The organism is Streptomyces sp. NPDC006643, from assembly GCF_042870175.1.
In the GTDB taxonomy this organism is placed as follows: Bacteria; Actinomycetota; Actinomycetes; order Streptomycetales; family Streptomycetaceae; genus Streptomyces.
Genome location: NZ_JBIAHA010000029.1, coordinates 18,371 through 32,065, shown reverse-complemented (window position 1 = coordinate 32,065; position 13,695 = coordinate 18,371). Strand labels below are relative to the sequence as shown.

Here is a 13,695-nt window from a genome sequence, read left to right as displayed (position 1 = left end):
CTTTCGGGTGGTGGGCAGGCGTGGTGCGGTCAGGTCAGCCAGGCGTCGGGGGCGCTGCCTCCGTGCCCCACCGGTGGGAAGAGTTCGTCCAGCCGCGCCAGTTCGGCCTCGGTCAGGGGCGTGTCCAGCGCTTCGAGCGCGTCCTTGATGTGGCCCGGCGTCCGGGGCCCGATGACGGTGGAGGTGACCCCGGGGCGCGACATCACCCAGGCGAGACCGACCTGCGCCGGGTCGCGTCCGGCGTCCGCGCAGAACCGTTCGTAGGCCTCGATGGTCCCGCGCATGCCGGCCAGCGCCGCCGCGGCCCGGCCCTGCGCCGACTTGACCGCGCGTCCCTCGGCGCTCTTGCGCAGCACGCCGCCGAGGAGTCCGCCGTGCAGTGGTGACCAGGGCAGCACGGCCAGACCGTACGCACGGGCCGCGGGCAGCAGCTCCAGCTCCGGATAGCGGACCGTGAGGTTGTAGAGGCACTGCTCGGAGACCAGCCCCAGGAAATGGCGCCGATCGGCCGCCTCCTGCGCCGACGCCACGTCCCAGCCCGCGAAGTTCGACGAGCCGACGTAGCGGACCTTGCCCTGCCGCACGAGGGTCTCCATGGCCTCCCACACCTCCTCCCAGCGTGCCGACCGGTCGACGTGGTGCATCTGGTAGAGGTCGATCCAGTCGGTATCGAGCCTGCGCAGCGACGCCTCGCAGGCGGAGATGATGTGGCGCGCGGAGAGCCCCTGTTCGTTGGGGTGCTCGCTCATCGGGTTGCCGACCTTCGTCGCGAGCACCACCCGGTCCCGGCGGCCCGGACGGTCCGCGAACCAGCGGCCGATGACCTCCTCGGTGTAGCCCTTGTACTCACGCCAGCCGTACATGTTGGCGGTGTCGATGAAGTTGAGGCCGGCGTCGAAGGCGTGGTCCATGATGTCCCGGGCGCCGGGCTCGTCGACGCGACCGCCGAAGTTCACGGTGCCCAGGCAGATCCGGCTGACGCGCAGGGCGGTACGGCCCAGCGTGGTGTGGAGCGGGGCGCCGTCGGCGGGTGTGTTCATCGTGTTCCTCCGGGAGGGGAGTCCTGCTCTGTCTCCAGGGAGCGCAGACAGGCCAGGAGGCTCCGCGCCTGCATGTTGAGGTAGTGGCTGTGCTGTACGAGGTCGCCGAGCTGGCGCAGCGTCATCCAGCGGTAGTCGGCGGGTGGGCGCAGCCACTTGGTCTCCACCACGACGTGTCTGCTGCCCGTGTGGTGGAAGCGCCCGCCCTCGTCCGACAGCACCGTGTCGAACCGGACGGCGTCCGGGGCGGCGCCCAGTACCCGCTCCAGGAACGGCGGCTGAGCCGAGGGCGGCAGTTGGGCGTGGTCGTGGGGGAAGCACTGGACGGTGGGCGCCAGTTCGGCGACATCGGTCAGGCCGGGTTCGGCGCGGATGTGCATGAGGACGTGCAGCACTCCGTCGACCCGGGTGACGAGGAAGGCCAGCAGCCCGTCCGCGCGGGCGGTGATCATCGGCTGGCACCATCGGCCGACCTCTCGGCCCACCGCCTCGACCCGTACGCCGATCACGTCGAAGTACCGACCGCTGTGATGGCTGATCCGCCCGTCGGTCTCCCGCCACGCGGGCAGGCCGGCCAGCGGGACCTGCCGCGCCACCAGGCCGGAGCGGATCCTGGCGTCGGTGATCCAGCTGAGCAGGTCGGTCATGGAGTGCGCGGTGGGCGCGTCGGGCGCCGACGACCGCAGCAGCGCGGCCCGGAAGGTGCCGTCGTCCACGGCCGGGCTCCGGTGCCCGTGGGGGACGGGCAGGCAGCCGAGTACCGAGCGGCTGTCCATGTTCACCAGGTCGTCCACGCCGAGCAGTTGGTGCAGCTGACCGAGCGTCAGCCAGACGAAGCCGTCTCGGACCGATACGTCCCGCGTGGTCTCGACGACCATGTTGCGATTGCGTTTACGGAGAAACCAGTCGCCCTGCTCGGACTGGCGCACGTCGGCGATCACCCGGTGGGGGCCGGTCTCCTGGAAGAACTCCAGATACGGGACCCGGCTGCCGCCGTGCACCCCCGTGTAGTTGCTCCTGGTGGCCTGCACGGTGGGGGAGAGCTGGATGCCGTTGCGGTTGCCCGGTTCGGCCTTGAGCTGGGTGAGGAAGTGCAGAACGCCGTCGAACTCCTTGGCCAGGAAACCGAGGAGCCCCACCTCCGGCTGGTCGATGATGGGCTGGTGCCACGCGGGCTCCGGCTGCTCCGGCGCTTCCACCCGCAGCCCGACGACGCTGAAGAAGCGACCGCTGTGATGTACGAGAGCGCCCTGTCCCGGGTCGTACTCCCAGCCGTCGAGACGGTCGAGGGGAACGCGCTCGGTCAGGGTGTACTGACTCTGCCGGGCGCTGTGCAGGCGTCGCAGGAAGCCGTCCAGGCCGGGGGTCGTGCACGCCGACTCGGACAGCCGGCGTGCCACCGAGGCGCTGCCCCTGGAGGGGGCCGCCGTTGGGGCGATCGGATGCGAACTCATAGTCCTCTCGGTTCGGAAAGTCCCGTCCGGACGGGCGGATGGCAGATGGCGGCCGGAACGGGGGCCGGGCAGGGGGAAGTTCTGGAAGACGGCGGCTCAGGAGACGGCCGTGACGCTGTGCCGGACGGCGATCTCCACCAGATACGCGCCGTAGCCGGATCCGGCGTTCTCGCGGCCCAGCCGGTGGCACTCGTCCGCCGTGATGAATCCCATGCGCAGCGCGATCTCCTCGATACAGGCGATGCGTTCGCCCTGTCGCTGCTCCAGCAGCTGCACGTACTGCCCGGACTGGAGCAGCGACTCGTGGGTGCCCATGTCCATCCACGCGAAGCCGCGTCCCAGCCGCTGGAGCCGGGCCCTTCCCCGCTCCAGATAGGCCTTGTTGACGTCGGTGATCTCCAACTCCCCCCGGCCCGACGGCGAGAGGCCCTTCGCGATGTCCACCACCTCGCTGTCGTAGAGGTAGAGCCCGGTGACCGCGAGGTTGGAGCGGGGCCGCTCCGGCTTCTCCTGGAGCGAGACGAGACGGCCCGACGGGTCCGTCTCGCCCACGCCGTACCGCCCGGGGTCGGTGACCGGGTAGCCGAACAGGGTGCAGCCCCGCAGGTCGGCCACCCGGTTCTGGAGCAGCAGGGAGAAGCCGGGGCCGTGGAAGAAGTTGTCACCGAGGATGAGTGCCACATCGTCGTCGCCGATGTGGTCCTCGCCGATGACGAACGCCTCGGCGATACCCCGGGGCTTCTCCTGCTCGGCGTACTCCACGTGCAGCCCCAGCCGGCCGCCGTCGCCGAACAGCTCCTGGAACAGCGCCAGATGCTGCCGGGAGGAGATGATCAGAATGTCCCTGATCCCGGCCAGCATCAGCACCGAGAGCGGGTAGTAGACCATGGGCTTGTCGTAGACGGGCAGCACCTGCTTGGACAGCGTCGTGGTGAGGGGCCGCAGCCGAGTGCCGCTTCCGCCGGCGAGAATGATCCCTTTCACAGTGCGGAGACCTCCGTGGGCGTGTCGTTCCTGGGCTGTGCGATACCGGGTGGCAGGTCGGCCGACAACGCCTCGTGCAGCGCCCGTTCGAGGATGCCGACGCCGTTCTCGGTGAGTACCGACTCGGGGTGGAACTGCATGGACACGAAGCCGGGGCCGCGCAGCGCGTGCACCTCGCCCGTGGTGGCGTCCCGGCTGATCTCGACCCGGCCGAGGCCCGGCAGCACCAGCTCCGGGTCGCCGGCGCGAGCGGCGAAGGAGTTGTAGAAGCCGACGTGCTCGGAGTGCCCGAACAGGTCGATCGGCTTCCGCAGCCCCTGGTTGGGTACGTCGCGCGGGCCGACCGGCAGCCCGAGTTCGAGACTGAGGAGCTGATGGCTGAGGCAGACGGCGAGGAACCGCCGCCGCTCCGCCAGCAGTCGTCGGAGCGCGCCCCGCATGCGCATGATCTTGGGGTGCCCCGGATCGCACGGGTCACCGGGACCGGGACCCATGACGACGAGGTCGTACGCGGCGGTGTCGTAGGGCTCGTCGAATCTCCGGATGTCCACCGTGAGGCGCAGCGACCGCAGTTGGTGCGCGAGCATCGCCGTGAACGTGTCCTCCCCGTCCACGACCAGGACGCTGGTGGTGGCCAGGGCGGGCCCGCGCGACCGGTCGCCGCCCTCCAGCCAGAACCGGGAGATGCCCTCGTTCCGCCGGGCCAGTGCCCGGCGGACGCCGGGGTCGTCGCTGAGCTGCCGCCGTGTCTGCTCCCCGCCGAGCGCGCTGAGCAGCGCCGCGGCCTTCGAACGGGTCTCCAGGACCTCCGAGGCGGGGACGGAGTGCCGTACGAGGGTGGCCCCGACGCCGATGCGCATACGGCCCGCCGCGTCGATGTCGGCGGTGCGTATCAGGATCCCGGAGTCCAGGGTCGGCGCCCCGTCCTCGTCGTGGCCGACGAGGGCGAGGGCCCCGCTGTAGTAACCGCGTCCGCCCGGCTCGTAACGGCTGATCACGGAGCAGGCGCTCTCCAGCGGGCTCCCGGTGACCGTCGGCGCGAACATCGTCTCGCGCAGCACCTCGCGGGGATCGAGGCGGCAGGTGCCGGAGATGAGGTACTCGGTGTGCGCCAGCCGGGACATCTCCTTGAGATGCGGGCCCGAGAGGGCGATGTCCCGGTCGCAGATCCGGGCCATCATCTTCAGCTCCTCGTCGACGACCATGTAGAGCTCGTCGGTCTCCTTGTCGTCGGAGAGGAACTCCATGGCCCCCCGCACGCTGGGTCCCGTGGGCGGATACCGGTAGGTGCCGCTCACGGGGTTCATCACGGCGCGCGCGCCCCGCATGCTCACGTGGCGCTCCGGGGTGGAGCCGACGAACGTGCGGTCGCCGGTGTGCACGAGGAAGGTCCAGTGCGCTCCCGTCTCGTGCGCGAGGAGCCGCCGGAACAGCGTGAGAGCCCTGTCGGTCGAGTAGCCCGGGATGTCGGCGACGTAGGAGCGCTTGATGACGAAGTTGGCGCCCTCCCCGCGGTTGATCTCGTTCTTCCTGATCCGGTCCACGACCTGCGCGTACTCCTCGTCGCCGATGTCGAAGCCGGCGTCGGTCAGCGCGATCGGGGTGTCCGGGATCCGGGCGAACGCCTCCGCGAGCGAGATCCAGGACTGCTCGGTGACCGGCATCGCCAGCAGCGGGGCGCCGTCGTCCACATGGTCGAAACCGCGCTCCGCGATCTGCCGGTACGGCATGACCACCAGCACGTCGTGTCCGGCGGAGCCGGGACGCGGAGCGACCGGGAGGGGGATGTCGGCGAGCTTGCCCGGGGTCTCGACGGGGCCGGTCAGCAGCTCCAGCCGGTCGGGGTCCGTGCCGGGGCGGTGCAGGAGCGCGAAGGCGTCGACGGCCCCCGAGATCATCCGCCGGAGCAACTCGACGCCAGGGCCCGGGACTTCGTGTCCCGCCGGCCCCGTCATCGGACCGTCTCCGGGGGCGCGGACAGCCGCGGCGGCTCACCGGTGGAGCCGAGCCGTCGCAGTACGTCGGACGTGGCGACCACCACGGCGCAGCGCCGCGCCGCGTACCGCAGGGCGAAGTCGTGGCTTCCCCGGTCGAAGTCGGCGATGGCGTCGGCGGCCAGGAACGTCTCGATGTCGTGCGAGAAGGAGTCGACCGCGGTCATGAGTACGCCGACATGACCGTAGACGCCGCCGATGACGAGCTGGTCGCGGCCGTGCGAGAGCAGGTACTCCAGCAGCGAGGATCGGTGAAAGGCGCTGTAGCGCCACTTGGTGAAGACCCGGTCGCCCGGTCCGGGCGCCAGCTCGGGCACGATCTCGCGGTGCTCCGGGGCGGCTTCCATGCCCGGCCCCCACACGTCGTGGAGCAGGCCGCGCTGTTCCCTGTCCATGCCGCCGGGCTGGGCGGTGTAGGCCACGGGGACGCCGCGGGCGACGCAGGCCTCGCGCAACGCCACGCAGTTGCGCAGGAGTCCGTGCAGCGGGTCCCGCGAGCGGTCGAAGGGGCGGAGGAAGTACCGCTGCATGTCGTGGAGCAGCAGGACGGCCCGGTCCGGGTCCACGGTCCACCGGGCGGGGCCGGCGGGGAGGTCGTCGGCGGCCGGGAGGGGGTAGGGGGCGATGGGGGGTATTCCGGTCATGACACTCCTCTGACAGGCCCTGGGGGGCGTCGGCCTCATCCGCGCCAGGCGGCGAGGACCTCGACGGCCTGGCGTGCGTTGAGCCTCGGGTCGCACAGGCTCGTGTAGTGCCCGACGACTTCGCCGCGCGACGTGTCGTTGAGGCACTCGGCGACGTCGTCGGGAGTGGCCTCCAGGTGCACTCCGCCGGCGACACCGCCGGCGGAGGCGAGGGCCTTCTGAAAGTCGGTCAGTTCCTGGGTGAGGTGCGACAGGTAGCGGGTCTTCCGGCCGCCGGGGCCCGGGACGGTGTTGCCGTGCATGGGGTCGCAGAGCCAGATGGCGGGGTGGCCCGCCGAGCGGACGGCGGTCACCAGGGGCGGAAGGCGGTCCAGCGCGAGGTCCGCGCCCATCCGGGCTATGAGCGTGAGCCGTCCGGGCTCGCGTCGGGGATCGAGCCGTCGGCACAGGGTGAGCAGCTCGTCGGCGGTGAGATCCGGGCCGATCTTCACGGAGACCGGGTTCGCGACGGCCGACAGCAGATCGATGTGGGCACCGTCGGGTTGGGCGGTTCTCTTGCCGACCCACGGCCAGTGGGTGGACGACAGATAGTGCCGGCCGTCGACGTCCCTGCGGACCTGCGGGATCTCGTAGTCGAGGACCAGGGCTTCGTGGCTCGTCCAGACCGGGGCGCCGACCCGTGGTCCCGGGGCCCCGGGGAGCCAGCCGAGGTGGCCCATGACGCTGCCCGCGGCCCGGAAGGCCGTCAACAGGCGCCGGGGGTCGGCCCTTCGGCTGAGGGGATCGGGCTCCGGGCCGTTCACCAAATGGCCGCGGAAGACGGGCAGTTCCACGCCGTCGACGTACTCCACGGGGCTGGAGCGCGGCTTGCCGTACTGTCCCGCCATCCGGCCGACCCTGATCACCGGGCGGTGCGTCGCCAGGGAGAGCGTGCCCGCCAGCAGGTCCAGCAGCGCGGCCTTGCGCACCACATGGGCCCGGGTGCTCTCGGCGGGATCCTCGGCGCAGTCGCCCGCCTGGACCACGCGGGCACCGTCGTCCGCGACACTCGCGAGCTGCGTCCGCAGATCGCGGATCTGACCGGGCGTGACGAGCGGGGGCCGGCGGGCCAACTGCTCCCGGGCCATGGCGAGTTCGGCGGCTCCTTCCCATGAGGGCTGCTGGGCGGCGGGCTTCTGGGAGATGTATGACAGAGCATCTTCCATGCTTCCTCCTGAAGCGGATGTCACGAAGGCGTCTGCGCCGCGGATCGGGAGAATCGCAGGGGCCGCCACCAGTCGGGATTGTCGTGGTACCAGCGAACCGTCCGGGCTATTCCCTCCTCGAAGGGGATCCGGGGCTCGTAACCGAGTTCCGTAAGGGCCTTGCGCGGGTCGACCGAATAGCGGCGGTCGTGAGCCTTGCGGTCCGTCACCCGCTGGACCGCGTCCCATCCCTTTCCTGACAGCCGGAGAATGTGGGAGACCAGTTCGGAGTTGGTCATCTCGGTGCCGCCGCCGATGTTGTAGATCTGACCGGGGCGCCCCTTCTCCGCCGCCAGCGCGACGGCACGGCAGTGGTCGTCCACATACAGCCAGTCGCGTGAGTTCTTTCCGTCCCCGTAGAGGGGGATGTCGAGGCCGCTCATCAGGTTGGTGGTGAAGAGGGGTATCGCTTTCTCGGGATGCTGATAGGGCCCGTAGTTGTTGGAACACCGCGTCACCCGCACATCGACACCGTGCGTGCGGTGATAGGCCAGTGCCAGCAGATCCGACGACGCCTTGGAGGCGGAGTAGGGGGAATTGGGGCTCAGCGGATGGTCCTCGGGCCAGGACCCCTCGTCGATGGAGCCGTACACCTCGTCCGTCGACACATGGACGAACCGGACGGAGCCCGCGGCGACCGCGGCGGTCAGCAGGGTGTCCGTGCCCAGCACGTTGGTCCTGACGAAGTCGCCGGAGGCGTCGATCGACCGGTCCACATGGGACTCGGCGGCGAAATGCACCACCAGGTCCGCCGCGCCCACGAGTCGGTGGACCAGTGGGGCGTCGCAGATGTCCCCGAGGACGAATTCATGGCGTGGGCTGTCGGCCACAGGGGCCAGGTTCGCGAGGTTTCCCGCATAGGTCAGCTTGTCCAGCACCGTCACCCGGGCACCCGTCAGCGCCGGATAGGTGTCGTTCAGCACCTCGCGTACGAAATGCGATCCGATGAAGCCGGCACCTCCGGTAACCAGGACACGCATATGTGGATCACCTCTCGGGGGTCTGCCGTGGAGAGAAAGGAATTACGTGAAAAGCTGGCCCGGGGAGCTGGATCGAACGGCTGTCGGCCAACCTTTCAGAGGGTCATGGCAGCGTCAAACGCGGCCCGGAGGGTGGCCGGGAAATGCGGAATTCGCCAAACGGGTCGTAGGTTGCTGAAGAGTTCCGCACTTCCCCTTGTGCGGAACGCGGCCCGCGCCGAGGCTCCTGCGCGGTGGACGCGTCGCTTTCGGGTGCCGCGTACCTGTGCGCGTAACCCGGGCACGCGCGGCGTGCGTACGCCGGCACGCGCGGCCCTCCCGTCATCGTCGCGAGTTGACTCTCACATTGATGAGAAGGTCTAGCGTCACCGGTGTGTGACGCCCCGTCACGGACCGGGAGAGGTCCCGTGCGGGCGCGCGCTGTGCGACGTCCCGCAGCGCGACGCGGGGCTCACGTACGTCATTTGACTATGTGACGACCGGAAGGTCGGAGGAGGAATGCGACGTGTCCAGAGAGGCTCCGGCTCGGGCCGGACGGCGGGAGTGGATCGGCCTGGGAGTGCTGGCCCTGCCGACCATGGTGCTGTCGATGGATCTGACGGTGCTGCACCTGGCGGCGCCCAGCCTCAGCGCCGATCTCGCGCCGACCGGCGGCCAGTTGCTGTGGATCCTGGACATCTACGGATTCCTCGTCGCGGGATTCCTGATGACCATGGGCACGCTGGGCGACCGGATCGGCCGGCGCAGGCTGCTGCTCCTTGGCGCGGCGGCGTTCGCTGTCGCCTCCGCGGTGGCCGCGTTCGCCCCGACGGCCGAACTGCTGATCGTGGCCCGCGCCTTGCTGGGGATCGCCGGATCCACGGTGATGCCGTCGACGCTGGCGCTGCTGTCGGGCATGTTCCGCGATTCGGGCCAGCGGACGTTCGCCTTCGCGGTCTGGATGACGTGCTTCACCGCGGGTGAGGCCATCGGCCCGCTCGTGGGCGGGGCACTGCTCCAGTACTTCTGGTGGGGCTCGGTGTTCCTGATCGGTGTGCCGGTCATGGTGCTCCTGCTGGTCACCGGTCCCGTACTGCTCCCGGAGCAGCGGGAGAAGGCGACCGGGCGATTCGACGTGGCCGGTGCCGCGCTGTCCCTGGCGGCCGTGCTGGGCGTCGTCTACGGCGCCAAGCACGCGGCGTCCTCGGGGCTGTCGGTGCAGGCCGGGGCGTTCCTGCTGGGCGGTCTGGTGGTGGGCGCGCTGTTCCTGCGCCGTCAGCGCCGGATCGAGAACCCCCTGGTGGATCTCGGGCTGTTCCGGCGGTCCGCGTTCAGCGCGGGACTGGCCACGCAGACCCTCGCGGTCGCGGCGATGGCGGGCTCGCAGCTGCTGGTGATGCAGTACTTGCAGGCGGTGATCGGTCTGTCCCCGTTGGCCGCCGGACTGTGGACGGTGCCGTCGGTGCTGTTCGGTATCGGTGCGACGCTGCTGGCGCCGAGGCTGGTACGCCGGGTGCGGCCGGCCGTCGTGATCGGTGCGGGGCTCGGCATGGCCGCCGTGGGAGCGGCGATGATCAGCGTGACCGCGGGGCAGAGCAGTCTGGCCTGGACGGTGGTCAGCTTCACGATTCTGTACACGGGCGTGACGCCGACGCTGGCGCTGACAACGGACGCGATCGTGGGCTCCGCCCCCACCGAACAGGCGGGCCTGGCCTCCGGAATCTCCCAGAGCGGCGCCGAGTTGGGGCTGGCGGGCGGGATGGCGTTCTTCGGCACCGTCTCCATGGTGACCTATCAGGGCGGGCTCTCCGACAGCATGCCGGACGGAGTGGCCGCCGCGGCGCGGGACCAGGCACGGGAGACCGTGGGTGGTGCCCTGGCCGCGGCCGAGCGGCTGCCCGAGGGGGTCGGGTCAGCGCTGCGGGAGGCCGCGCAGAACGCGTTCGCCGGAGGACTCCAGGCCGCCACCCTGCTCAGCGCGGTGGGCCTGGCCGGCGCGGCGCTGCTCGCGGGACTGTTCCTTCGTGCGCTGCCCGCCACCAAGGACGCACCGGAGGCACCACCGTCGGACGAAGGCGACGGCGAGGGCGACGGCGACGGGAAGGGGGACGGCGGCCGAGACGGCGGCATGGACAAGACCACCGGGCAGATCCGGGTGGAGTCCTCCGGAGACACGGAGGGCGTGTCCGCCAAGTACTGACACCGCGTCACCCGGGGTCCGGCAGCCGTACAAGGCCGCCGGACCTCTTCGCGTACCCGCCCGAATTCGGATACGGGCGGTGGCTCAGAACTGCCCGGCATCAACCGCGGGATGCTCTCCCAATTGCGGAAAGCGGCGCCGCGTAAGGGATTTGGCGCCGGCCTCCCGGCTTCTCTTTGACGGGCCGATACGCGAAGGTCACAGTGGCACCTCTGGCTGAGAGATTTTCTCTCCGGCAACAGGCTCAGCCGTCTTCGGAACAAGGCCGAGTCACAGCGTCGACGACACATGAGAGGTGTCCAAGGTGGAGAAAATCGATGTGGCGGAAGAGCGCTACCGACTCGGCCGCCGGCTCGCCGACGAGCTGGGCACGACAGGGGAGTCGTCCACGTTCGAACTGCTGGGCATGGAGTGGGAGCTGCTGCCCGGCGCGTACGCCCCGCGTCCCGGTACGGGCACGGAGTGGTACACCGGGACCATCCCGTATCCGAGGAACGGCCGCTTCCTGGAGATCGGCTGCGGCGCCGGCGTCACCGCGGTGTGGGCCGCGCGGCACGGGTGCGCGCACGTCACCGCCACGGACATCACGGAATCCGCGGTGGAGAACGCCGCCCGCAACGCCGTTCGGCACGGCGTGAGCGACCGCGTCAGAGTGCTGCGCAGCGACGTCTTCTCCGGCCTCGACGAGGGCGAACGGTTCGACACCGTCTTCTGGAATTGCAGCGTCATCGAGGCGCCACAGGAATTCGAATTCACCCGGGACGTCGAATGGGCCATATTCGACCGTGGTTACGGGGCGCTGGGCCGCTATCTGAGCGAGGTGCACTCATGGCTGACGCCGAACGGCAGGGCACTCGTCACGTTCAACTCCCTCGGCGACAGCGACCGGCTGCGTGAGGTGGCCGAGCAGGCCGGCACCACCCTCAAGCCGCTCGACAGCGCGACCAGGCGACTGGTGGGGCACGACGTCACCTTCAAGATCATGGAGATATTTCCGAAGGCCGGCTGACCGCGGTGCCCGAACGAGGAGAAGACGTGCGAATTCTGTTCATCGCCCGAGGCAATCCGGCCTCCATATTCGGGCTCGTTCCGCTGGCGACATCCGCCAGGAACGCCGGGCACGTGGTCCTGATGACCTCGACCGAGACCATGACACCGGTCGTCGCGTCCGTCGGTCTGCCGGGAGTCGGAGTCTCCCCCTTCACCGAAGACCACTTCGGTGAACACGACCGGTTCGGCGGTCCGTTGACCTTCCCCGCCCAAGGCGCCCGCGAACAGCGGCTGTTCGCGGGCGGCTGGTACGGGAGGCTCGCGGCCTCAAGTCTCGACCGGCTCTTCGAGCTGGCCGACGACTGGCGTCCTGACCTGGTGGTGGGCGGCAGGCTCGACTACGCGGCGCCGATCCTCGCCACCCGGCTGGGCGTCCCCTTCGTACGGCAGGCCGTCGACATGGGGGAGTGGAGCGAGGTCGACGAGGGCGCCGCCGAAGAGCTGCGGGTCGAGCTGAAGGACGCCGGGCTGGACGGGTTCCCCGCCCCCGATCTGCCGATCGAGATCTACCCGCCCAGCCTCCGCCCCCAGAACGCCTCGCCCGCGACGCTGATGCGCTGGCGCCCCGGAGGCGGTCAGCGCGAGGTGAAGCGGTGGATGTACACCGCCGGCCCGCGGCCACGGGTCTGTGTGACTCCGGGGAGCCGGGCCACACCCGAGAACCACCTCGCGTACGTGCGCTATCTGGCCGAGGCCGTCGGCGCGCTGGACGTCGAACTCGTCCTCGCCGTCCCCGACTCGATGGCGGACGCGCTGCGTGCGGACTTCCCCGGCGCGCACGTCGGATGGACGCCCCTGGACGTGGTGGCCCCGACCTGTGACGCGATCGTGCACCACGCGGGCGGCATGACGTCACTGACCTCGCTCGATGCCGCGTTGCCGCAGCTGATCCTCCCCGAGGAGGACGCCACGTTCGAACTGGGCCAGCGCGTCGCGGACTTCGGTGCCGCACTGAACATCGCACGGTCCGCCGCGTCCGCCGACGTCGTCCGGGACGCCTGTGCGGAACTGCTGGGACAGCCCCGATACCGGGAGCGCGCCGGACTCCTCGCCGCGGAGATCGCCCGGCTCACCCCGCCGCCTGCCGTGGTCCCGGCGCTGGAGGCGCTGGTGCGCTGAGGGGCGTGCGTTCGGCCGGTCACCACCACACGGTGGTGGTGACCGGCCGCACTCGTCATTGCCGCGGGACGTGCGCGCTCACCAGGCAGGTGAAGACCGTGCGGTCGTGCTGCCGGGCGGAGACTTCGGTGGACACCACCCCCGGCCGTACGCGGGTCAGTGGGGACGCCTCGATCCAGCAGGGCTCGTCCAGCTCGGTGTAGCGCTTGAAGCCGGCGTCCAGCCCGGTGATCACGGCGGGTCCGGAGTCCACGAGACCGCGCAGGGCCTGGGCAGAGGCCCCCAGCAGCACCATCCCGGGCATGTGGTCGTGCGGGTGGTCGAAGAGAACCGGGTGAGAGGTGTCCGCCCGTAACCGCCAGCGGCGCGTGAGTTCGGTGGGCGAGAGCAGTACGTCCGCCGGGCGGAGGCAGCCGACGGTCGTCGGCGGGGACAGCGGCGCGCCGGGAGGCAGCGCACGGGACGTCGCCTCCAGCGCGTTCGCGTAGGTGCCGCGCAGCCGATCGTAGATCGCCGGCGGGTGGGCGGTGTAGTGGACCTTCGCCGCGCCCAGCGGCTCGCCGTCGCGCGTGGCCGCGATGTGCGCCGTGAGGTGGGTGGACCCGAGACGGCGGCGCACGGGCTCGGTGTGTGTGACGGTCAACTCCACCGCGGCGCCCTCAGGGTCACCGCGCAGCGCCGCGGGCGCCAGGGACGTGTGGAAGTACTCCCAGCTCAGCCGGTGGCTGAGGGGTATGTCATGGGCCGTGTGGGACAGCAGAGACAGAGCTTGCCGGATGGTCTCGGCGAAGATCAGAGGATTGTAGGAATCCGGGCCGGAGGTGTAGAAGGAATGGGTGTCGGGCCACCGCGAGTTGACGGTGTGGGTAGTTCCGGCGAGATGCCGCCAGTCCTCCAGGAGCATCTCCTCCCGGACGGTCTTCCGTGTGTACTTCAAGAGGACCGCGCTGGTCGGGCGCGGTTCGATGGTGGATCCTGCGGTCGTTGCCATGGTGCGTCCTCTTTCT

Annotated in this window: 11 protein-coding genes; 3 read left to right on the top strand and 8 right to left on the bottom strand. The window is 70.3% G+C overall.

Annotated elements, in window-relative coordinates:
* Nucleotides 1–29: 29 nt before the first annotated feature.
* From ACFYNU_RS32260 to rfbB, 7 genes are all read right to left on the bottom strand, one after another.
* Nucleotides 30–1,040: an aldo/keto reductase gene (locus ACFYNU_RS32260; protein ID WP_356593211.1), complete on the bottom strand. Its 1,011-nt coding sequence runs from the start codon at nt 1,038–1,040 to the stop codon at nt 30–32.
* A complete protein-coding gene (locus ACFYNU_RS32255; RefSeq protein WP_356593209.1) occupies nt 1,037–2,494 on the bottom strand; it encodes an NDP-hexose 2,3-dehydratase family protein in 1,458 nt (485 codons plus the stop codon). Before ACFYNU_RS32255 ends, ACFYNU_RS32260 begins: the two co-directional genes overlap by 4 nt.
* A 96-nt stretch (nt 2,495–2,590) precedes the next feature.
* A complete protein-coding gene (rfbA, locus tag ACFYNU_RS32250) occupies nt 2,591–3,478 on the bottom strand; it encodes a glucose-1-phosphate thymidylyltransferase RfbA (protein WP_356593207.1) in 888 nt (295 codons plus the stop codon).
* On the bottom strand, nt 3,475–5,376 hold the full coding sequence (locus tag ACFYNU_RS32245) for an anthranilate synthase family protein (RefSeq protein ID WP_356593205.1): 1,902 nt from the start codon (nt 5,374–5,376) through the stop codon (nt 3,475–3,477). Before ACFYNU_RS32245 ends, rfbA begins: the two co-directional genes overlap by 4 nt.
* Before the next feature lie 53 nt (nt 5,377–5,429).
* Nucleotides 5,430–6,116 (bottom strand): isochorismatase family protein, encoded by a 687-nt coding sequence (locus ACFYNU_RS32240; RefSeq protein WP_356593203.1) that lies wholly within the window; start codon nt 6,114–6,116, stop codon nt 5,430–5,432.
* Between the two features lie 35 nt (nt 6,117–6,151).
* The gene (locus tag ACFYNU_RS32235; protein WP_356593201.1) at nt 6,152–7,321 is read right to left on the bottom strand and encodes a 3-deoxy-7-phosphoheptulonate synthase; all 1,170 of its coding nucleotides are present in this window, start codon (nt 7,319–7,321) and stop codon (nt 6,152–6,154) included.
* Nucleotides 7,322–7,341: 20 nt separating this feature from the next.
* Nucleotides 7,342–8,340, bottom strand: coding sequence for a dTDP-glucose 4,6-dehydratase (gene rfbB, locus ACFYNU_RS32230; RefSeq protein WP_356593199.1), 999 nt, complete (start codon nt 8,338–8,340; stop codon nt 7,342–7,344).
* Between the two features lie 577 nt (nt 8,341–8,917).
* On the opposite strand from rfbB, the gene ACFYNU_RS32225 reads away from it, so the two are divergent.
* From ACFYNU_RS32225 to ACFYNU_RS32215, 3 genes are all read left to right on the top strand, one after another.
* Entirely contained in the window at nt 8,918–10,519 is a 1,602-nt protein-coding gene (locus ACFYNU_RS32225; RefSeq protein WP_388768112.1) for an MFS transporter, read from the top strand.
* A 304-nt stretch (nt 10,520–10,823) separates the two neighbouring features.
* On the top strand, nt 10,824–11,528 hold the full coding sequence (locus ACFYNU_RS32220) for a methyltransferase domain-containing protein (protein WP_356593195.1): 705 nt from the start codon (nt 10,824–10,826) through the stop codon (nt 11,526–11,528).
* Between the two features lie 26 nt (nt 11,529–11,554).
* Nucleotides 11,555–12,688: a nucleotide disphospho-sugar-binding domain-containing protein gene (locus ACFYNU_RS32215; RefSeq protein WP_356593193.1), complete on the top strand. Its 1,134-nt coding sequence runs from the start codon at nt 11,555–11,557 to the stop codon at nt 12,686–12,688.
* Between the two features lie 55 nt (nt 12,689–12,743).
* Here the strand turns inward: ACFYNU_RS32215 and ACFYNU_RS32210 are convergent, their stop codons facing one another.
* Entirely contained in the window at nt 12,744–13,679 is a 936-nt protein-coding gene (locus ACFYNU_RS32210; protein ID WP_356593191.1) for a ScbA/BarX family gamma-butyrolactone biosynthesis protein, read from the bottom strand.
* Nucleotides 13,680–13,695: the final 16 nt, after the last annotated feature.

Excerpts from the sequence above, each read along its gene's own strand:
- ACFYNU_RS32240 (WP_356593203.1), bottom strand. The coding sequence starts at position 6,116 with ATGACCGGAATACCCCCCATCGCCCCCTACCCCCTCCCGGCCGCCGAC.
- ACFYNU_RS32255 (WP_356593209.1), bottom strand. The coding sequence starts at position 2,494 with ATGAGTTCGCATCCGATCGCCCCAACGGCGGCCCCCTCCAGGGGCAGC.
- ACFYNU_RS32260 (WP_356593211.1), bottom strand. The coding sequence starts at position 1,040 with ATGAACACACCCGCCGACGGCGCCCCGCTCCACACCACGCTGGGCCGT.
- ACFYNU_RS32235 (WP_356593201.1), bottom strand. The coding sequence starts at position 7,321 with ATGGAAGATGCTCTGTCATACATCTCCCAGAAGCCCGCCGCCCAGCAG.
- ACFYNU_RS32225 (WP_388768112.1), top strand. The coding sequence starts at position 8,918 with ATGGTGCTGTCGATGGATCTGACGGTGCTGCACCTGGCGGCGCCCAGC.
- rfbB (WP_356593199.1), bottom strand. The coding sequence starts at position 8,340 with ATGCGTGTCCTGGTTACCGGAGGTGCCGGCTTCATCGGATCGCATTTC.
- ACFYNU_RS32245 (WP_356593205.1), bottom strand. The coding sequence starts at position 5,376 with ATGATCTCGGGGGCCGTCGACGCCTTCGCGCTCCTGCACCGCCCCGGC.
- ACFYNU_RS32210 (WP_356593191.1), bottom strand. The coding sequence starts at position 13,679 with ATGGCAACGACCGCAGGATCCACCATCGAACCGCGCCCGACCAGCGCG.